Genomic DNA, 20,374 nt, shown 5'->3' with positions numbered 1-20,374 from the left:
TCGCAAGAGATGCGATGGATGTCTGATTATTTGTAGTCATAAATTTAAGTCCCCACTTGTTTCTAAGTGGGGACTAAATTAAGGCTTATAGGATGAATTCAGAAGGTGTGTTCAGCGGACGCTTACGTAGCTCATGATCATTTTTTGCTTAGAATATTCAAACTAATATCTATAACTCAATTTTATCATTTGATGAATTTTATTTTATCGCGCTCTTGAGCTGAATCGATTACCATAGCAGTCTGTATGCTGTTGTTGGATGCTTTATGTTGAATGCTCAATTTTCCAAACCTCTGATTTACATGTTAATTGGAAGTGCCATTATTTTGGCATTGTCACTTGGTGTTCGACATGCCTTTGGCTTATACCTTGTGCCAATGAGCCATGAATTTGGCTGGGGACATAATATTTTTAGTTTAGCCATTGCTATGCAAAACCTCATTTGGGGTGCAGTCCAACCCATTACAGGTGCTTTTGCAGACAAATACGGTAGTAAAATTGTAGTTGCAGTTGGTGGCGCACTGTATGCACTCGGCTTATTGCTCATGGCCGTCAGCTCGACAGGCTTATTGCTAAATTTAAGTGTGGGTTTAATTTTAGGTTTGGCACTTTCTGCAACCTCTTTCCCTGTGCTACTTTCTGCAGTAGGTCGCGCTGCTCCTCCAGAAAAGCGTAGCCTTGCAATGGGTATTGCCAGTGCTGCAGGCTCGTTTGGGCAATTTATCATGTTGCCATCGACCTTATTGTTATTACAAAGTGTAGGTTGGTCGGGCGCATTAATTGTCAGTGCGATTTTAATTGTCTTGATTGTTCCTTTGGCATGGATGCTCAAAGCACCCATGTATCAAAACCCTAATGCAAGTTCAGTCAGCCAACCCGCTTTAGGCTTTAAACAAGTTTTGGTGATTGCCAAAAACCATAAACCCTTTTGGTTTTTAGCTTTGGGCTTTTTTGTCTGTGGTTTTCAAGTGGTGTTTATCGGGATTCACTTACCTAGCTACTTAATCGATCATGGCTTTAATGCAACCACAGGCACAGTTTTTCTAGCACTCGTGGGTTTATTTAATATTGTAGGCACTTATACGGCGGGTTGGTTAGGTGGTCGCTATTCCAAACCACACTTGCTGATGTGGCTTTACGGACTACGCGGTATTGCCATTATCGCCTTTTTAATCCTGCCTTTAAGCATCTGGACAATTTATGCATTCGGGATCATTATGGGTTTGTTGTGGTTATCTACAGTGCCTTTAACCAATGGTATTGTGGCCAATATGTTTGGGATTAAATACCTGACCATGCTCAGTGGCATTGTGTTTTTTACACACCAAGTCGGCTCATTTTTTGGTGGATGGCTTGGCGGTTTAAACCACGATCTGACAGGTAACTATAATGCTATCTGGATTGTTTCTATTGCTTTAAGTGCGTTTGCGGTCTTGGTGCATTTCTGGGTCAATGAGGAGCACGTCATTCATGACTAATTCTTTATTTAATTTTAAAGTGCTGCTCGCGCTGGCGGTTATTGCCCTGCTCGTCTTTTCAATTTTTTTATGGATGCAAACGCCTCAACTGTTTGAGTATTTTAATCAGGCATTCTGCGCACATTAATTGTCTGCGTCACTCGATCTCTTTATCAATGTATTCAATACTGAAGGAGTAACTTATATAACTTGCTCCATTGACTAGATTGCATTTAAACAGCAAATCTATGCAAAATAAGTTAAATGGTTCAAGATCAAACATTTATTTAAAAAGATAATATTTTTCATAAGCTTAGCATTTCTTTTAATTTTATCTGATGGCTGTTTTTACTTAAATTTTCTTGACCATATACCAAGAAAGAGTAAAACCCAATGAGCAGTCTAAGCCCACTTTCTCAAGCGATTCATGATGCACCACGTTGGCATCAAGCCGATTCATTACAAAATCCTAATGATATTCAAATACAACCTTTAGCAGGTGCTGCCTTAGGTGCTGTCGTGACAGGACTAGATACGAAAAAATCCCAAACAGGGGCAACAATTTATCGTCTAAAACAAGCTTTGGCACAACATCTAGTTTTGATTTTTAAACAACAACAGCTAGATGATTTACAGTATTTAGCATTTGCCAGTTACTTTGGTTCTATTTTCCGTCCAAGTTCAGACAATCCTGTTTTAGGCAGTCAAGCCGACACAGGCACACCGCCCGATGTTGTACCGGTATCTAATGCTGTTGGACAAGGTGATTATACGGGACATGCAGAACTCAAACCGCATGCAGACCATCAATGGACACCTCTACCCTCTTTTGCCTCGCTGCTGTATGCCATAGAAATTCCAAAACAAGGCGGACAAACTACGTGGTACAACACCATTAAAGCCTACGATGCCTTAGATGAAACCACCAAAGCGGAAATTAATCACCTTCAACTCATTACATACAACCCTTTTGTTCGTGCGCAAAATACGACTGCAACGGGTAGCTATGGTAATTCGCCGCTGTATCGTTTTCATGATCAACCTATTGTTGGTCATGGCTATCCACACCCTTTGGTGAGAGTCCATCCTGAAACTGGACGTAAAGCCCTTTGGCTGAACACCCATTCTGAAGTTGAGTTGCTCAATTATGACGATCAGGCAGGTAGTGAATTAATTGCTCGGCTCCGCGCACATATTTTAAAGCCAGCCTTCCGCTACACGCATCATTGGGAACAAAGGGATTTGGTATTTTGGGACAATCAAGTGACCTTACACTCTAGGGAGCCATTCCCTGCCGAGCAACGGCGCTTACTTAAAAGAATAAGTTTGGCGGGTAGCCGGCCATTTTAATCTTGCTACTCATGTTAAAAGGCAGCACGCCACTATTGGACTCAAATAAAAAGATGCGCCAAAACTAAAATAACAAACGAACAACTTAGAATAAGAAAACCCGTAAAGCCTAAACTTTACGGGTTCTTTTTTAATGAACTTTAAGCAATATTGCAGCAACTTAGAATAAACGATTCATCCCATTCAAGGTCGCCACACGATACGCTTCCGCCATGGTTGGATAGTTGAATGTGGTTTCCACAAAATACTTAATGGTATTGTTCGGGCTGTTCATCACCGCCTGACCAATGTGGATAATCTCTGCCGCATTATTACCAAAGCAATGCACACCCAATACTTCTAAAGTGTCACGGTGGAATAAAATCTTCAATTCACCCACTGTATCACCCGTAATTTGCGCACGCGCTAAATGACGGAAAGATGCCTGACCAACTTCATAAGGAATTTTTTCTTCCGTCAATTCCTGCTCAGTTTTACCAATCGAAGAAATTTCTGGAATGGTGTAAATACCTGTTGGAATATCGGTCACAGGCGCAACATTTTCTTCGCCACTCATATTTGCACCCGCGCAACGACCTTGGTCATAGGCAGCTGATGCTAACGAAGGCCAACCAATTACATCGCCCGCAGCATAAATATTCTCTACTTCGGTTTGATATTGATCATTCACCGTTAATTGACCACGGCTGTTTGGTTTAAGTTCTACGTTTTCTAAACCTAAACCATCGGTATTACCCGAACGACCGTTACACCACAAAATCGCATCGGCTTTGATTTTCTTGCCACTTTGCAAATATAAAACCACGTGATCATCAAAAGTTTCTAAATGATCAATTTGCTCATTGTGGCGAATCAGCACCCCTTGCGCACGCAAGTGATATGACAAGGCATCTGAAATTTCATCATCCAAATAGCTGAGCAATTTGTGCTGAGTATTAATCAAATCAACTTTATGATCTAAACCAATGAAGATGGATGCATATTCACAACCAATCACACCCGCGCCATAAATAATAATTTTTTGAATAGAGAAATCCAAATCCAAAATTTTGTCTGAATCAAATACACGTGGATGGTTGAAATCCAACATTTCTGGACGATATGGACGGCTACCTGTCGCAATCACAATTTGCTGACACATAATGGTTTCTTTAATGCCATCTGCACCAAATACCAAGACCGTATTTTTATCTTGGATATAAGCACGACCATGATAAATCGCAATTTCATTACGGTCATAAAAGCGAGAGTGCGTTTCAACTTGCTGCTGAATAACTTTATGCGCACTTTGCAACACTTGCTTCATGGTGAACTGACGCCAATCGCCCATTTTTTTAAACATTGGGTCACGGCGATAACGGATAATATTCGACACTGTCTGACGCAATGCTTTACTTGGAATGGTACCCACATGGGTACAGTTACCGCCAAGCTGCTCACGAACATCTACAATCGCAACACGCTTACCAGATTTGGCAAGTTTCATTGCCGCGCCTTCACCCGCAGGGCCTGAACCGAGAACAACCGCATCGTACTTCACGAAAGTTCCACTAACGACCTCTTTTTTACGTGGCATTCAACGCTCCTTTTCTTTAAATCTGTCTTTTCAATGGGCTATATTATGACGTAAATCTTTTGAATTTTCTGTATTTACTGTGCATATATTACGTGATAACCACATTTTTTATATGAATATCGTTTTTACCCAATTTAAGCACAATTTCGTTATAATAACCGTCTTATGATGAAGTTAAGGTGACATTTTACTTTTGCACTTAGATTCGGTTTAATCAGACTCTATTTCACGTAAAATCTAGCCTACACTAAATCTCTCCCCTTTCAAAAACAGTGGAAAAGTTGAATATGTCTGCAAACCGTAAACCAGAACAGGGTGTCAAACTTCGTGGTGCTGAAAAAGTCGCACGTATTCCTGTAAAAGTTGTTCCTACGGTTGAAACGCCTCGTAAACCTGACTGGATTCGGGTCAAAATGACGGCACCAGAAGAAGTTCAACGTATTAAAACCACTTTGCGTCAGCAAAAATTGCACACCGTTTGTGAAGAAGCCGCTTGTCCAAACCTTCCAGAATGCTTTGGTGGTGGTACAGCAACCTTTATGATCATGGGTGATATTTGTACCCGTCGCTGCCCGTTCTGTGATGTTGCGCATGGTCGTCCAAATGCACTAGATCCTGAAGAACCTCGTCACATGGCAGAAACCATTGCCAACTTAGGCTTAAAATATGCCGTGATCACCTCTGTAGACCGTGATGACTTGTTAGATGGTGGTGCACAACATTTTGTCGATTGTATTAAAGAAGCCCGCTCTTTAAGCCCAAATACGTTGTTAGAAATTTTGGTGCCAGACTTCCGTGGTCGTATGGATATTGCACTACGCATTATGACCGAATGTCCGCCAGATGTTTTTAACCACAACATTGAAACTGTGCCACGCTTATATAAAGCCATGCGTCCGGGTTCAGACTATCAGCACTCTTTGAACTTGCTGAAAATGTTTAAAGAATATTGCCCAGATATTCCAACCAAATGCGGTTTGATGGTAGGTATTGGAGAATCTGAAGAAGAAGTTATTGCACTGTTAGATGATCTTAAAGCGCACGATGTAGATTATGTGACCATTGGTCAATATTTACAGCCATCTAAAGAACATGCGCCAATTGACCGCTTTGTAACACCTGAAGAATTTGAGCGTTATACAGCGCATGGTCAAAAGTTAGGTTTTAAAAATATTTGGGCTGCGCCAATGGTACGTTCAAGTTATTTTGCAGACCGTCAATATTATGGTGAACCTGTACCAACAGTACGTCGTAAAGCCGACCCTGCTAAAAAAATTAGCGTGCAAACCATTGAAGCTTAACACTCGCTTATTTCAAAATTTGCGATAAAGCTAAAACAGCCCCGACTTTATGTTCGGGGTTTTTTATACCTTGTGGATATATTAAAAATAGATAGATGTGAATATTTTTTGATGGTCTACGACCAAGTGCGCATGGTGTCATCGCCATAAATTGTTAATCTATGCACTTAATCTATACACCGAGCTCAAACAATAAAACAGGGATAGTAAAATGTCACAACAAGACTATGACAATGGCTTAAAAGTTCGCACTGAAGTCATGGGCGAAAGCTTTGTAAAACGCGCACAGGACAACACTGTACCATTTACCCAACCTTTGCAGGACTGGATTAATGAACATGCATGGGGTTCAACTTGGCAACGTGAAGGTGTGTTACCACGCAAATATCGTTCCTTAATTACTATCGCCTTTTTAACTGCTTTAAAAAGCCCGACAGAGCTTAAAGGACATATTCGTGGTGCGCTAAATAACGGGGCAAGTGTCGAAGAAATTCAGGAAGTCTTGTTACACAGCTTGCCTTATTGTGGCGCACCTGCAACTCAGGAAGCTTTTCGCGCAGCTTTGGAAGTTTTGGCAGAACATACTGCAAATACTTAAACGCAATCTAAATCAAAAAATATAAACGCTCGACATTTCACTAAAACTATTTGGTGAAATGTCGGTAGAGTTGAGTTTTAAATCCAATACACATTAAAGCTATAAAAGAACTCATTTAACTCAAAGCGCACCTGATAACCCAAATCAGTCAGCTGTGCCGATAAATTTCGAATATCTTCTAAAGGTAAATGTTTTGGCAGCACAGTAAAAACTGCGGTATTGCCCTGCTTGGCATTCTCTTCGATTAAAGACGCCAAACGCTGCTTATATAATTCAATATCTAGCTTGGCATGATCTGAATAAACTTTTGCTTGTTCAGCAGTTAAAAAATTTGCCATCTTATTGTTCTCATTATGACCATGTTTAAGATTCAGCATATTGAAACTTGACGATATGGCTCAAGTGATTTTTTGTTATTGTCTGCATAAACGCATGATCAATTAACCCTAATTTTTTAAAAAAATCACACCGAAGATGGCTTTTTCCCAGCAGACCTTTTAGGCTATCGCACAATCTTATGTTGTAATTTTGCTGGATGACATTATGTCAGAATCTGTTTCAATCTCCCCTGCGCTAATGAACCGCGCCATTGCAGGACAAGCCGATGCCCAATTTGAAATGGCGGTGCTGTATATGCAAAGCGATTTTAATGAAGATATTGAACTTGCCGAACAATGGGCGCTCAAAGCTGCCGCAAACGGACATATCGAAGCCATGTATTGGCTTGGTGAAGGCTATACCGTATATGCCAAAGATGTTCTAGAAGATGACCCTGAAGATGCCAAACAACATTTTGAAGATGCTTTTGTCTGGCTCAAAAAAGCCAGTGATGCACAACACCCTGCCGCTATTTTAGAGTTGGCAGGCTACTACCGTCGTGGTGATGTGGTTGAACAAGATGTCGCTCGCTCTGTGGCATTGGTACAGCAAGCAGCAGAATTGGGCGAAGTACAAGCCATGCGTGACCTTGCTTTTATTTATGCAAATGCTTTGGGTGTAGATGCTGACGAAAATAAAGCTGAATATTGGACACAAAAAGCAGACGCAGCGGAGTAATCCCTTTGTCTAGCCAATCAATTGATGGGCTAGACAATTTTTTGCATGACTCGAATCGTCATTGAATAAAGCTTAGACTTTGAATAACACTTAGACTTCGACCACAATTACTTGTCTGCAAATGCCCTCTTGCTGACGCTGTTGTTCAAACACAGCCGCAGGCATCGGCTCAAAACTGTCAAAGAAACAAATTTCAGCATCATCAATAGAATATAGCAATGAGTGATTGCCCACGCCTTCTAAAGTGTCGTAGTAGACAATTACAAATTTATTTTCATCAAATGCGTGCTGAATTTGCTGATAGCCGATTGCCGCCAATACAGGCAATTTAAGCTGTTCAGCTTCGGCATAACTTAACTTTTCTGCATCTTGTAAATCTGGGTCAGGGTCAGTATAAAACTGCACATTAAAGCCAAACTTTTTCAGTCCATCAGCCAAACCAATTGTGGTTGTGCCCTGCTCTGGCGTATAACCACACACTTCAATCAATTGTTGAATATCGGCATCAATTCCTAAGTGTCGTAGCAACATCCACACTGCGTAAATCCCGCCGTTGGCTTCTAAATTTGCCAACTCTTGAGGAAGCTCTAAAGCCATCATTCAATCTCAAAAATATGTTTGTAGTGATAATAAACAAAACATGATTGGAACTGAATCAATTTCCAAGTACAATATCGCGCTAGTCGAGGGATGCTGCGACGTTTTACAGGCACGAAATGTAAAATCGCCAGGCTCGACCAGCATAGCAACGCGTTTGCTATGCAAGAAACGGCATCCGCGAACTGAATGATCAATTGTTTTTTATAAGGAGATCGTGATGAACGCGGTTAATGCTTCATTTACAGATTATAAAGTTGCCGATATCACACTAGCTGATTTTGGTCGTAAAGAAATCAAACTTGCAGAAGCAGAAATGCCAGCTCTTATGGGTTTGCGTAAGCGCTACTCAGCTGCAAAACCTCTTGCAGGCGCGAAAATTCTCGGCTGTATCCACATGACCATTCAAACTGCTGTTTTAATTGAAACGCTAGTTGAATTGGGCGCAGAAGTTCGTTGGACTTCTTGTAACATTTTCTCTACTCAAGACCACGCTGCTGCAGCAATTGCTGCTTCAGGTGTGCCTGTTTTTGCTTGGAAAGGCGAAACTGAAGAAGAATATGTATGGTGTCTTGAACAACAAATTAATGTTAATGGCACACCATGGGATGCCAACATGATTTTGGACGATGGCGGTGACTTAACTGCACTCGTTCACGAGAAATATCCTGCATTATTAGAGCGCATTCACGGCATTACAGAAGAAACCACTACGGGCGTACAACGTCTAATTGAAATGTGGAAAGATGGTTCTTTAAAAGTGCCTGCAATTAATGTCAACGACTCTGTGACTAAATCTAAAAACGACAATAAATACGGTTGCCGTCACTCACTCAACGATGCGATTAAACGTGGTACAGACATGTTATTGTCTGGTCGTCGTGCATTGGTTATTGGTTATGGTGATGTAGGTAAAGGTTCTGCACAATCTTTACGTCAAGAAGGCATGATTGTTCGTGTTTCTGAAATTGACCCAATTTGTGCAATGCAAGCATGTATGGATGGTTACGAAGTTGTATCTCCGTACAAGAATGGCGTACAAACAGGCAATAAAGCAGACGTCAACCTAGAGCTTTTAGAAAATACTGACTTGATTGTGACTACAACAGGTAACTATCACGTGTGCGACGCAGCAATGCTAGATACACTTAAAGCAGGCGCTGTTGTATGTAACATTGGTCACTTCGATACTGAAATCGACACCAACTACTTACGTGGTTATAAGTGGGTTGAAGTGAAGCCACAAGTACACCAAGTGTATCGTTCAGAAAACGAAAACGATTATTTAATCTTGCTTTCTGAAGGTCGTTTAGTGAACTTGGGTAACGCAACAGGTCACCCATCACGTATTATGGATGGTTCATTTGCTAACCAAGTATTGGCACAAATGCACTTATTTGCAGAGAAATTTGCCGATCTTCCTGCCGATCAAAAACAAGCGGCAATTCGTGTTGAAATCTTACCGAAAAAACTAGACGAAGAAGTTGCTGCTGCAATGGTTGCTGGTTTTGGTGGTGTATTAACACAATTGACTCAAGTACAAGCGGACTACTTAGGTGTAGCTGTTGAAGGTCCGTTTAAATCGGATGCTTATAAATACTAAGTTTTTAATCCTTCTCCCTAACCCTCTCTCATAGGGAGAGGGAATGATTCATTGTTTAATGAATGTATTCGAGGGTAAGTCCTCTCCTGAGCAAGTTTAAAGCACTGCTTTTAAACCCAGCGCAAGAGAGGATTTAGGAGAGGTGAAAAAATATAAATAAGTATTTATAACAAGGATTTAATCATGACCAAACAAGTTCCTATTTCATTTGAATTTTTCCCATCTAAAACCGATGTAGGTGCAGAAAAACTCAAAGTTGTGCATCAAGAATTACAACTTTTAAATCCAGAGTTTTTTTCTATCACTTATGGTGCAGGTGGTTCTACTCGTGAACGTACTTTATCGACCATTAGCGACTTCAATGGCAAAGGCACACCTGTAGCGCCGCACCTGTCTTGTATTGGTGATGACAAAACGCGAATCGCTGAATTGCTTGATATTTATAAGGCACAAGGTATTGACCGCATTGTGGCTTTACGTGGTGATTTACCTTCAGGTCAAGTAGGTTTGGGTGAGTTGCCGTATGCCTCTGACTTAGTGCGTTTTATTCGTGAACATTCAGGTGATCATTTTCACATTGAAGTTGCGGCTTATCCTGAAATGCATCCACAAGCCGATCACTTTGATCAAGACATTAAAAACTTTGTCACCAAAGTAAATGCAGGTGCTAATGCTGCCATCACGCAGTTCTTTTTCAATCCAGATGCGTACTTCTACTTTGTAGAACGTATTCAAAAACAAGGTGTGAATATTCCTGTTGCACCCGGCATTATGCCAATTACTAATGCCAGCAATTTAATTCGCTTCGCAGATGGCACAGGTGCGGAAATTCCACGTTGGATTCGCAAACAATTGGCAACTTATGGTGATGACACAGCTTCAATCAAAGCCTTTGGTCATGAAGTGATTATTAAACTGTGCGAACGCCTGATTGCAGGTGGTGCACCAAGTTTGCATTTTTACACCATGAACAACACCGAACCGACTCGTCAATTAGTGACAGATCTTGGTTTGGCTTAAGCTGTATTTTTCATATTTATTGACTTGAACGAGTAATCCCTATGCCCCGTTTTTATATTGAGGCTGAATTAGCAGTAGATACACAAGTTGAACTGACTGAAACAGTATTTCATCACTGGGTGAAAGTACTACGCGCACAAGTCGGTGAAACCGCCACCTTGTTCAATGGGCAAGGTGGTGAATATGAAGTGGAACTGGTTGAAGTTACCAAAAAAACAGCGCAAGTGCAGATTAAAAGTTTTAATCCAGACAATCGCATCCCAAGCTTTAGCGCCTTATTAGGACAAGTAATGAGCAAAGGCGATCGTATGGATTATGCGATTCAAAAAGCGGTAGAGCTTGGCGTAACTAACATTCAGTTGCTCACCTCTGAACGCTGTGAAATGCGCTTAAAATATGACCGCGATCAAAAAAAATTAGATCATTGGCAAGGCATTGCCATTGCAGCCTGTGAACAATGTGGCATGAATATCGTACCGAAAATTTTAGCCCCACTACGTTTAGAGGACTGGCTGAATAGCGACCTTCCTGCCACCAAACTAGTGTTAGCACCGAATAAAGATCAAGTAGATGTACTAAACAATGCCAGTAAAGATTTGGCTTTATTAATTGGGCCTGAAGGTGGTTTAAGCGAAACAGAAATTAGCGCTGCCAATGCGGTTGGCTTTCAAAACTGGTGTATTGGTACTCGGGTATTACGCACTGAAACCGCACCTGTGGTTGCTTTAGCTCTCTTAAATTATCGCTTGGCTGAGTAATTTATCCGTTTTTACAGAAATCGATTGCCAATAACATTGCAATTTATAAAGTACAGGATTAATCTCGAACAATATATTAAAAAATTTGCATAAATTTAAACACAAAACAGCAATATTTTATGCATGAAAGTGATGTTATTTAAAAATATAAATGATGGAATCATTTAACTAGATTTTGGGGAAGTATGTCAGACGCTCAAGATGAATTGTTGCAGCAATACTTAGATGCTGCGCAAATCACCAATACCATTCGGCTTATTCGATTCTTTTTGGTCAGCATCCTGATTGTTTGCCTGTATGTGTTTTTTATTTATCAAATTTCTTTCTCACATTCATCACCCTACCTCAATATCTGGTTTATTCTCACTGAACTGACCATTGGTTCGTGTTTACTGCTCACAGCAGTTCACTTTAAAGCGGGACAATATCAACTCCAACAAGCACATCGTTGGTTAAAATTGGTGTGTTTCTTGATTGGAACAGCAATCGCGGTTGGGGTAAGTTTACTGTATTACTTTTTACCTCAGCAAAACCCTGAACTGAGCAACTATGAAGCGATTATTTTAGCGACCTTATTAATTATTGTGAGTCAAACCTTTGCCCTCACCTTTTTAACGCAGCGCTTGAGTTATTTTTGCTGGGTATTCATTCCAGTGATCACACCCTATATTGCCGCACAGTTTTTAGTTCACTCCGAAACTTCCGCTTTCTTTTTTCTCGCGACAAATTTTGCCTTAATTACCTTACTGATTTGTGCCAATACTTCAATGCACATGCATCGTCGTTTATCGAGCGTCTATTTTAAAAACGACCAATTAAAAAAAGCCGCAGAGCAACAAGTTGACTGGACAGATCAACTCCGCCAACAATTGCAAGTGGAAATGAACAAATCTAAAGATATTGAATTACAACTGCAATTTAACAATCAAATGCTGGAACAAAAAATTAGAGAACGTACCTTTGACTTAGAACAAACCCATCTACACTTAATCAATCAACAACATAGTTTAATTTTGGCACATGAAGCCGCAGGTATTAAAGCGTGGGACTGGAATATCCGAGAAAGAAGGATTGTCTTTGGCACTGGCTCACAGCAAACTCGTTTAAAAAATTCCAAAAAGCATCTGAATAAATTACAGCTATTAATTCACCGTGATGATATTGCACACCTTCATCAAACCATGAAAGAGCATTTACGTGGTCAGACAGAACGCTATCAAGCCACTTATCGCATTCAACATAATTCAGGTCAATGGTATTGGGTGCAAGATATTGGGCGGGTAATTGAGCGTGATCCTGTCACCAATAAACCTTTACGCATGGTCGGGGTTCGCCGTGACATTCACCAAGAACGAATTGGACAAGAGCGCTTAAAACTCACTGCCAGCGTACTTGAACAGGCAGCCGAAGGTATTTTTATTTTAGATGAAAACTTACGTTATATTGAAGCCAACCCATTCTATGCTCAAATGAGCGGATTTAAACGTGACCATATTTTAGGCAAATATCTGTTTGATTTAGTCAAATCCAACAAAGCAAATCCACGCATGACACAAGAGGAAATTGTTCAACAATTACTCAACAAGGGTGAATATCATACTGAAAAGAGTATAAAATTCCGCTCAGGAAAAGAATTAGAAGTTCGTTTGCATATCAATGCAGTCAAAGATGAGCAAAACCGTATTATTAATTATATAGGAATTGTGTCTGATTTAACCGAACATAAACTACAAGAACAGCGTTTATCCTATTTAGAAAATTATGATGCGCTGACCGATCTCCCCAATCGTTTTTATTATAATTATCAACTACATCAATATCTTATTTCACAGCAAGATTCATTGCAGCAATTGGCGGTCATTCGACTCAATATTGACCGTTTCAGACCTTTAAATGAATATTTAAGCAATAATGGTGGCGATGAATTACTCCGTCAAGTGGCGCAGCGTTTACGTATCACCAATGCCGAAGCGCTGTTTGTTGCACACTTAAATGGCGATGATTTTGCAATTGTTTATGAAATTTCTCATATTCGCCCTTCAATCGAAGAGCACTGTGAACGTATCACCAAAGCCTTTAATTTGCCGTTTAATGTACAGGGACAAGAACATATTATTACCCTATCGATGGGGGTTTCCCTCTATCCTGAACATGGACGCCAGTTGGATTATCTAAATAATTGTGCTGAACAAGCCTTGTCTGAGGCTAAGCGTTTAGGTGGCAATACCATTAAATATTACACTTTAGACAACACCAAACTGCTAGAGCAGGATGTACATTTAGAGCGTGACTTACGCCAAGCCATTAAAAATGATGAATTAATTGTATATTATCAACCTAAAATTGATTTCCATAATTATCAGGTGATCGGGTTTGAAGCATTGGTGCGCTGGCAGCATCCAACCAAAGGCATTATTCCACCCAACCTATTTATTCCTATTGCAGAACAAACCAGTTTAATTTCCGATATTGGTCGGGTTGTAATTCAACAAACTGCCAAGCAAATTCGTGAATGGAATCTGTTAGGTTTTGATCATATCCAAGTATCGGTTAATGTAGTTGCACAACAACTGCAACGTGGTCAATTGCTGCAAGATTTAGATGATGCGATTAATACCTATCAAATTTCAGGTGCAAGCTTAGAATTAGAAATTACCGAATCCTCTTTAGTGGAAAACTCCACAACCGTGAAGTCTTTATTAGATGAAATTAAACAACGTGATATTCATATCGCCTTAGATGATTTTGGTACAGGCTATTCTTCACTTTCTTACTTAACAGACTTCCCAATTGACAGTTTAAAAATAGACCGTAGCTTTGTTTCTAAAATTGGGAATACCAAACAAGAAGCCATTGTTAGTGCCATGATTGCTATGGGCAAAGCCATGGGCATGAGTGTGGTGGCTGAAGGGATTGAAACTGAGCAACAACTGCAATATTTGCAGAATTTAAATTGTGATATTGCGCAGGGGTATTTATTCTCTAGGCCTTTGCCTGAAAGTGAAGCGACCCAATTTCTAAAAGCCAATTTAGTATCGCGCGCTTATCGCTCTTTAATCTGAAACTAGACCCAAAAGCTCTAAGTTTGTTCTAAAAATAAACAGTGACGTCTGTGCTAAGGGGGCAAGTAATGGTATATTCGATAAGATTCATAAAAAAACCACCAGCATCGCTGGCCAACTTGTCACACACGGGATTCAGATGGACGATCAATCATTAAAACAGCAGGCACTTTACTATCATGAATTTCCAACACCAGGAAAAATCAGCGTTACTCCAAGTAAGCAGCTGGTCAACCAACGTGACTTAGCGCTCGCTTACTCACCAGGTGTCGCAGCACCATGTTTAGAGATTGAACGTGATCCTTCAACAGCTGCACTTTATACCGCTCGCGGTAACTTGGTTGCTGTCGTTAGTAACGGTACAGCAGTATTAGGTTTAGGTAATATCGGTCCTTTGGCGTCTAAACCTGTGATGGAGGGTAAAGGCGTACTCTTTAAAAAGTTTGCTGGTGTCGATGTATTTGACATCGAAATTGCTGAAAATGATCCAGACAAAATTGTAGATATTGTTGCAGCATTAGAACCAACTTTTGGTGGTATCAACCTTGAAGACATCAAGGCGCCAGAATGTTTCTACATTGAGCAAAAACTTCGTGAACGCATGAATATTCCTGTGTTCCACGATGACCAACACGGTACGTCAATCATTGTAGGTTCTGCCCTACTCAATGCCTTGTTACTTAACGGCAAGAAAATTGAAGAAATCAAAATCGTTGCTTCAGGTGCAGGTGCAGCCGCACTGTCTTGTTTAGACCTGTTATGTGCATTGGGCGCGAAAAAAGAAAATATCATTGTTGCGGATTCGCGTGGTCTAATCACCACCAAACGTGAAGGTTTGGATGACTCGAAAAAACGCTATATGCAAGACATTGAAGGAACGCAACTTGCTGATGTAATTAGCGGTGCGGATATGTTCCTTGGTCTTTCTGCAGCGGGTATCTTGACCAAAGCTATGGTCAAAGAAATGGCTGAAAATCCAATTATCTTTGCTTTGGCTAACCCAGACCCAGAAATCTTGCCTGAACATGCGCATGAAGTACGTCCAGATGTGATTATGGCAACAGGTCGTTCGGATTATCCGAACCAAGTTAACAACGCACTTTGCTTCCCGTATATTTTCCGTGGTGCATTAGATGTTGGCGCAACTACCATCAACGAAGAAATGAAAATTGCTTGTGTACACGCAATTGCACGCATGGCACACATTGAAGCAGATGCAGCAACTTATGGTGAAAAATCTGCATCATTTGGTCGTGACTATTTAATTCCACGCCCACTTGATCAGCGTTTAATTCTTGAAATTGCACCTGCAGTTGCTCAGGCAGCAATGGATTCAGGTGTAGCAAGTCGTCCAATTCAAGACTTCTCTGCATACCGTCAGCGTTTGTCTGAGTTTGTATATAACTCGGCATTTATGATGAAGCCTATTTTTGCTCAAGCAAAAACTGACCCTAAGCGTATTGCTTATGCAGAAGGTGAAGACTTACGCGTACTTCGTGCAGTACAAATTGCAGTGGATGAAGGCTTGGCTAAACCAATCCTTGTAGGTCGTACCTCAGTGATTGAAGCGAACATTAAAAAGCTAGGTTTACGTCTGGAACATGGCGTGAATATGGAAATTGTAGATCAGGAAAAAAACCCGAACTACGAAAAATTTGCAGATGATTACTACACCATCATGCAGCGTAAAGGCGTTACACCTGAATACGCGCAGCGTGAAGCACGTCGTCGCTCTACCCTCATTGCAGCAATGTTAGTGAAACATGGTTTAGCCGATGGTATGTTATGTGGTACTTATTCTAGCTACGATATTCACCTTGATTTCGTAAAAAATGTGATTGGTCTAAAAGAAGGTCGTACTAACTTCTTTACCCTTAACGCATTGATGCTTGAAGATCGCAACTTGTTCATTGCCGACACTTATGTCAACACAAACCCAACTGCTGAACAGTTGGCTGAAATGACACTTTTAGCGGCTGAAGAAGTACGCCGTTTTGGTATGACACCACGCGTTGCTCTACTTTCTCACTCAAGTTTTGGTTCTGACCAACAAGACTCTAGCGCACAAAAAATGCGTAAAGTCTTTGAAATCTTGAGTGAGATTGCACCTGAGCTTGAAGTTGAAGGTGAAATGCACGGTGATGCAGCATTAGACGAAAATATCCGTCATTTTGCTTTCCCGAACTCACGCTTCAAAGGTTCTGCAAACTTGTTGATTATGCCGAACTTAGATGCTGCCAATATTTCATTTAACTTGTTGAAATCGACTTCAGGTAACAATGTTACGATTGGCCCTATCTTGTTAGGTGCAGCAAAACCTGTACATATCTTGACGCCAACTGCTACGACACGTCGTGTTGTGAATATGACTGCCCTCACTGTTGCTGAAATTCAACAAACAGCACAAGTGAAAGCATAAACCTATATTTCTGAGTGACTGACTCAGAATTATAGACTTGAGAAAACCTCTATTCTGTAGCATGATTGCTTGAAGAATAGAGGTTTTTTCATGCAAGTTTATTTAGTAGGCGGTGCAGTTCGAGATCACTTACTCGGGCATCCCTATCACGAAAAAGATTATGTTGTCGTTGGCGCAACGCCCGAACAACTTTTGGCTCAAGGCTTTCAACCTGTGGGCAAAGACTTCCCTGTTTTTCTTCATCCTGAAACCAAAGATGAATATGCACTTGCTCGCACTGAGCGCAAATCTGGACACGGTTATCACGGTTTTGAATTTCATACCGACCCAAGCGTGACCTTAGAAGAAGATTTAATCCGTCGTGATTTAACCATTAACGCCATGGCAATGGATAGTGATGGCAATGTCTACGACCCTTACGGTGGACAGCAAGATCTGTGCAATAAAGTGCTGCGCCATGTTTCCAATGCTTTTGTAGAAGACCCGTTACGGGTGCTGCGTATTGCTCGTTTTGCAGCACGTTATCATGCTTTAGGCTTTGTGGTTGCACCTGAAACCTTGTTATTAATGCAAGAGTTGGCAGAATCTGGTGAGTTACATGCGCTGACACCTGAACGCGTATGGAAAGAAACTTCACGTGCCTTAATGGAAGCACGTGCCGACGTTTATTTTGAAACATTGCGTGCCTGTGGTGCTTTAAAAGTTTTATTTCCTGAATTAGATGCTTTATTCGGTATTCCACAGCGTCCTGAATATCACCCTGAAATTGACAGTGGTGTGCACACCATGATGTCACTACAACAAGCCTGTCGTGCCAATTACTCACTCGATGTACGCTTTGCAGTGTTATTGCATGATTTAGGCAAGGCCTTGACCCCTGCCGATGAATTACCACGGCACATTATGCATGAAGAACGTGGGATTCGACCTGTAACGGAAGTGTGTGAACGCCTGCGCGTACCGACCAATACCAAACAACTTGCACTTGCTGTATGTAAAGAGCATTTAAAATGCCACCAAGCATTGAGCTTAAAGCCTGGCACGTTATGGCGCTTATTACAGCGTTTGGATGTCTTGCGTCGTCCTGAGCGTGTAGAAGCCTTTGTACAAGCCTGTGAATGTGACTCTCGTGGGCGTTTAGGTTTGGAAGATCGTGACTATCCGCAAGCGAGCTATATTTTGGAAGCGATTCAAGTGGTACGCAGCATTAAGGCGCAAGACTTACCTGCCGATGTCCAAGGCCCCGATATTGGTGAAATGCTGATTGAACGACGCATTAAAGCGATTGAGCAATTAAAGGCACGTCACTTGGCTGCTACTGCTTAGGCTATTTAAGTCTATAGAACGTCATTACATGCGTTCTTTGATCTATCATTCTTAACCTATTTAAGTCAGCCTAAATTTCTGATCGAAAAGCCGTAATCTTCTAAAATATAGAAGCTACGGCTTTTTAGCTCAAATAAATCCTTCTTGAAATAAGAAACTGTCTTTTGCTTTTAGGCAAGCTGCGCAGGAAAGCTAATCACTTGCTCTAAACGCATCTGCTCAGTTGCAATCATCAATAAGCGATCTATGCCCAAGGCGATACCTGAACATTCAGGCATGTTCGGCAACGCAGCCAATAAATATTCATCAATTGGCATCACATGTAAACCAAGTTGTGCGCGTTCTGCATTATCGGCTTCAAAACGAGAACGCAGCACAGTAGCATCAATCAATTCATCATAGGCATTGGCAAGCTCTAAACCTTCGATATATAGCTCAAAACGGGCTGCGACCAATTCCCCATCATCATCTGTTCTGGTTTTAGCCAAAGATGCTAATTCAGGTGGAAAATCGGTTAAAAATACAGGAGCATCAAAGCCCAAACTTGGTTCTACAAAATGTGAAAACAATAGGTCGATGTAGCCTAGACGGTCATCACCCAAATCCAGATGCAAACCCACACGATGACAGCAGTCTTTCAATTGTTGCAGACTTGCCTGTAAAGGATTTAAATCCAAACGATCCATAAATGCGTGTTTATAACTCAACACTGTTGGACGTACTTCGCCAAAGCGTTGTTTTAACGTCAGATTAAGTAAATCTGTCACCTCAAACATAAGCTCTTTCAGGCTAAATTCGGGACGATACCATTCCAACATGGTAAATTCGCTGTTGTGTTTACGTCCATGCTCATCATCACGAAAGACTTTGCAAATTTGATAAATAGCACCACTACCACTGGCCAATAAACGCTTCATGGCAAATTCAGGTGAGGTCTGTAAATAGTGCGTATGCAATTTGCCCTGCACATGGCGCTGTGCTTGCACTGAAGCCAAATGTACATCTGTCACTCCTGCCTGTGACAAAATTGGCGTTTCAACTTCAAGTACTTCACGTTCCGCAAAAAACTGGCGTATTTGTGCATACAATTGTGCACGTGCGCGCATGCTGTTTAAGTCGCAAGTTGGTTGATATTGGAGATTTGAACTCATGCTTGCGGGCCTCCGTGTGCTGCCCATTCACGACGCAGAGGATAGGTTTTTCTTAAATGATCAAAAGCCTGCTGCTCAACTTTGCCCGCTTTGACACAGGCACGTAAATTGGCATCATCCTGTGCAATATCATAAATTTGACTTAAATGTGCATGCAGACTATTTTTCAAATCTTGGGTTTTGAAATATTGCGCGCAGCTTGGCAATTGAGTTTCAAATTGTTTTGTGGCATCTAAACCAAAATTTTCACAAAAAGCCTGATAAATCATTTGTGTGCCGCGTGCCTTGCCTTCTAGGCTATACCCTGCAATATGCGGGGTTGCCAAAGCAAGCAAATCTAATAATTCTGCAGAGATTTCAGGTTCATATTCAAAAACATCTAATACCACTAAACGCTGAGTATGTTGAATATCCTGCATTAAAGCCGCTTCTTCTACCACTGGCCCACGCGCTGAATTAATCAGAATGGCTTGAGGCTTCATACATGCCAAACGCGCTGCATTAATTAAATGATGAGTAGGATGTTCACCAGTTTCTGTTAATGGCACATGAATGGAAATTGCATCTGCCTGTTGTAATAGTGCATCTAAGTCACATTGCTGCACATTGGGCAACTGCACAAATGGATCGTATGCGATGACATCCCAACCTAATAATTGTGCCATTTTGACCAAGCGAGAGCCGACATTGCCCAGTCCAATAATGCCAAGTTTAAAGTTTTGATTGGCATGTAGTAATTCAGGCTCGAGATGAAGCAATGCGGTAATCACATACTCACTCACCGCCTGCGCATTACAACCTACCGCATTTGACCATGCAATGCCCTGCTGCTCGATGGCTGGGATATCAAGGTGGTCTGTGCCAATGGTCGCGCTGCCAATAAATTGAAGCGCGGTCTGTTGAATCAATGCTGCATTCACTTGGGTGACGGAACGAACTAGCAGCGCATCAGCATCTTGCACATCTTGATGCGTTAGACGGCGTCCAGCCTTGTGCTCTATTTCTGCCAAATCTGCAAAGAAATAATCGGTATATGCCAGATTTTCATCTGCAATGATTTTCATAACGCCATCCCATGTGTGTTTGCTTGTTTATGATAG

At 41.2% G+C, this 20,374-nt stretch carries 17 protein-coding genes; 12 read left to right on the top strand and 5 right to left on the bottom strand.

The window, feature by feature from the left end:
• The first annotated feature begins 266 nt into the window (after positions 1–266).
• The 3 genes from AC07E5_RS14805 (at position 267) to AC07E5_RS14795 (ending at position 2,807) form a co-directional block, all read left to right on the top strand.
• On the top strand, positions 267–1,478 hold the full coding sequence (locus tag AC07E5_RS14805; protein WP_498625733.1) for an MFS transporter: 1,212 nt from the start codon (positions 267–269) through the stop codon (positions 1,476–1,478).
• Positions 1,471–1,605: a hypothetical protein gene (locus AC07E5_RS14800; protein WP_004972778.1), complete on the top strand. Its 135-nt coding sequence runs from the start codon at positions 1,471–1,473 to the stop codon at positions 1,603–1,605. The genes AC07E5_RS14805 and AC07E5_RS14800 overlap by 8 nt, the downstream gene beginning before the upstream one ends.
• A gap of 245 nt (positions 1,606–1,850) precedes the next feature.
• The gene (locus AC07E5_RS14795) at positions 1,851–2,807 is read left to right on the top strand and encodes a TauD/TfdA dioxygenase family protein (protein WP_131261572.1); all 957 of its coding nucleotides are present in this window, start codon (positions 1,851–1,853) and stop codon (positions 2,805–2,807) included.
• Between the two features lie 160 nt (positions 2,808–2,967).
• Here the strand turns inward: AC07E5_RS14795 and sthA are convergent, their stop codons facing one another.
• A complete protein-coding gene (gene sthA / locus AC07E5_RS14790) occupies positions 2,968–4,383 on the bottom strand; it encodes a Si-specific NAD(P)(+) transhydrogenase (protein ID WP_042068765.1) in 1,416 nt (471 codons plus the stop codon).
• Between the two features lie 287 nt (positions 4,384–4,670).
• On the opposite strand from sthA, the gene lipA reads away from it, so the two are divergent.
• Entirely contained in the window at positions 4,671–5,684 is a 1,014-nt protein-coding gene (lipA, locus tag AC07E5_RS14785) for a lipoyl synthase (protein WP_096902386.1), read from the top strand.
• Positions 5,685–5,895: 211 nt separating this feature from the next.
• Positions 5,896–6,282, top strand: a complete 387-nt coding sequence (locus tag AC07E5_RS14780; RefSeq protein WP_004972770.1) for a carboxymuconolactone decarboxylase family protein — start codon at positions 5,896–5,898, stop codon at positions 6,280–6,282.
• Between the two features lie 77 nt (positions 6,283–6,359).
• Here AC07E5_RS14780 and AC07E5_RS14775 read toward each other — a convergent pair whose 3' ends face one another.
• Positions 6,360–6,620 (bottom strand): hypothetical protein, encoded by a 261-nt coding sequence (locus tag AC07E5_RS14775; protein ID WP_004972768.1) that lies wholly within the window; start codon positions 6,618–6,620, stop codon positions 6,360–6,362.
• 205 nt (positions 6,621–6,825) lie between these two features.
• Here AC07E5_RS14775 and AC07E5_RS14770 point away from each other — a divergent pair, with 205 nt between their 5' ends.
• A complete protein-coding gene (locus AC07E5_RS14770; protein ID WP_004972766.1) occupies positions 6,826–7,338 on the top strand; it encodes a tetratricopeptide repeat protein in 513 nt (170 codons plus the stop codon).
• A gap of 90 nt (positions 7,339–7,428) precedes the next feature.
• Here AC07E5_RS14770 and AC07E5_RS14765 read toward each other — a convergent pair whose 3' ends face one another.
• Entirely contained in the window at positions 7,429–7,935 is a 507-nt protein-coding gene (locus tag AC07E5_RS14765) for a cysteine peptidase family C39 domain-containing protein (protein ID WP_498625734.1), read from the bottom strand.
• A 220-nt stretch (positions 7,936–8,155) separates the two neighbouring features.
• Here AC07E5_RS14765 and ahcY point away from each other — a divergent pair, with 220 nt between their 5' ends.
• The 6 genes from ahcY (at position 8,156) to AC07E5_RS14735 (ending at position 18,123) form a co-directional block, all read left to right on the top strand.
• A complete protein-coding gene (gene ahcY, locus AC07E5_RS14760; protein WP_004972762.1) occupies positions 8,156–9,538 on the top strand; it encodes an adenosylhomocysteinase in 1,383 nt (460 codons plus the stop codon).
• A 183-nt stretch (positions 9,539–9,721) separates the two neighbouring features.
• A complete protein-coding gene (gene metF, locus AC07E5_RS14755) occupies positions 9,722–10,558 on the top strand; it encodes a methylenetetrahydrofolate reductase [NAD(P)H] (RefSeq protein WP_498625731.1) in 837 nt (278 codons plus the stop codon).
• 41 nt (positions 10,559–10,599) lie between these two features.
• Positions 10,600–11,316: a 16S rRNA (uracil(1498)-N(3))-methyltransferase gene (locus tag AC07E5_RS14750; RefSeq protein ID WP_498625730.1), complete on the top strand. Its 717-nt coding sequence runs from the start codon at positions 10,600–10,602 to the stop codon at positions 11,314–11,316.
• 185 nt (positions 11,317–11,501) lie between these two features.
• Entirely contained in the window at positions 11,502–14,378 is a 2,877-nt protein-coding gene (locus AC07E5_RS14745; protein ID WP_498625729.1) for an EAL domain-containing protein, read from the top strand.
• 139 nt (positions 14,379–14,517) lie between these two features.
• On the top strand, positions 14,518–16,797 hold the full coding sequence (locus AC07E5_RS14740; RefSeq protein ID WP_180168833.1) for an NADP-dependent malic enzyme: 2,280 nt from the start codon (positions 14,518–14,520) through the stop codon (positions 16,795–16,797).
• 90 nt (positions 16,798–16,887) lie between these two features.
• Positions 16,888–18,123, top strand: a complete 1,236-nt coding sequence (locus tag AC07E5_RS14735) for a multifunctional CCA addition/repair protein (RefSeq protein ID WP_004972751.1) — start codon at positions 16,888–16,890, stop codon at positions 18,121–18,123.
• 170 nt (positions 18,124–18,293) lie between these two features.
• Here the strand turns inward: AC07E5_RS14735 and epmA are convergent, their stop codons facing one another.
• Positions 18,294–19,274: an EF-P lysine aminoacylase EpmA gene (epmA, locus tag AC07E5_RS14730; RefSeq protein WP_096902381.1), complete on the bottom strand. Its 981-nt coding sequence runs from the start codon at positions 19,272–19,274 to the stop codon at positions 18,294–18,296.
• Complete coding sequence (locus tag AC07E5_RS14725) at positions 19,271–20,338, bottom strand: 4-phosphoerythronate dehydrogenase (protein ID WP_498625728.1); 1,068 nt, start codon at positions 20,336–20,338, stop codon at positions 19,271–19,273. Before AC07E5_RS14725 ends, epmA begins: the two co-directional genes overlap by 4 nt.
• Between the last annotated feature and the right edge of the window lie 36 nt (positions 20,339–20,374).

Source organism: Acinetobacter seohaensis, assembly GCF_056431365.1.
Note: the sequence above shows the minus strand (reverse complement) of the source record. Positions and strands in the feature narration are given on the sequence as shown.

Coding starts and splice junctions, on each gene's coding strand:
- AC07E5_RS14805 (WP_498625733.1), top strand. CDS start 267: ATGTTGAATGCTCAATTTTCCAAACCTCTGATTTACATGTTAATTGGA.
- AC07E5_RS14800 (WP_004972778.1), top strand. CDS start 1,471: ATGACTAATTCTTTATTTAATTTTAAAGTGCTGCTCGCGCTGGCGGTT.
- AC07E5_RS14795 (WP_131261572.1), top strand. CDS start 1,851: ATGAGCAGTCTAAGCCCACTTTCTCAAGCGATTCATGATGCACCACGT.
- sthA (WP_042068765.1), bottom strand. CDS start 4,383: ATGCCACGTAAAAAAGAGGTCGTTAGTGGAACTTTCGTGAAGTACGAT.
- lipA (WP_096902386.1), top strand. CDS start 4,671: ATGTCTGCAAACCGTAAACCAGAACAGGGTGTCAAACTTCGTGGTGCT.
- AC07E5_RS14780 (WP_004972770.1), top strand. CDS start 5,896: ATGTCACAACAAGACTATGACAATGGCTTAAAAGTTCGCACTGAAGTC.
- AC07E5_RS14775 (WP_004972768.1), bottom strand. CDS start 6,620: ATGGCAAATTTTTTAACTGCTGAACAAGCAAAAGTTTATTCAGATCAT.
- AC07E5_RS14770 (WP_004972766.1), top strand. CDS start 6,826: ATGTCAGAATCTGTTTCAATCTCCCCTGCGCTAATGAACCGCGCCATT.
- AC07E5_RS14765 (WP_498625734.1), bottom strand. CDS start 7,935: ATGGCTTTAGAGCTTCCTCAAGAGTTGGCAAATTTAGAAGCCAACGGC.
- ahcY (WP_004972762.1), top strand. CDS start 8,156: ATGAACGCGGTTAATGCTTCATTTACAGATTATAAAGTTGCCGATATC.
- metF (WP_498625731.1), top strand. CDS start 9,722: ATGACCAAACAAGTTCCTATTTCATTTGAATTTTTCCCATCTAAAACC.
- AC07E5_RS14750 (WP_498625730.1), top strand. CDS start 10,600: ATGCCCCGTTTTTATATTGAGGCTGAATTAGCAGTAGATACACAAGTT.
- AC07E5_RS14745 (WP_498625729.1), top strand. CDS start 11,502: ATGTCAGACGCTCAAGATGAATTGTTGCAGCAATACTTAGATGCTGCG.
- AC07E5_RS14740 (WP_180168833.1), top strand. CDS start 14,518: ATGGACGATCAATCATTAAAACAGCAGGCACTTTACTATCATGAATTT.
- AC07E5_RS14735 (WP_004972751.1), top strand. CDS start 16,888: ATGCAAGTTTATTTAGTAGGCGGTGCAGTTCGAGATCACTTACTCGGG.
- epmA (WP_096902381.1), bottom strand. CDS start 19,274: ATGAGTTCAAATCTCCAATATCAACCAACTTGCGACTTAAACAGCATG.
- AC07E5_RS14725 (WP_498625728.1), bottom strand. CDS start 20,338: ATGAAAATCATTGCAGATGAAAATCTGGCATATACCGATTATTTCTTT.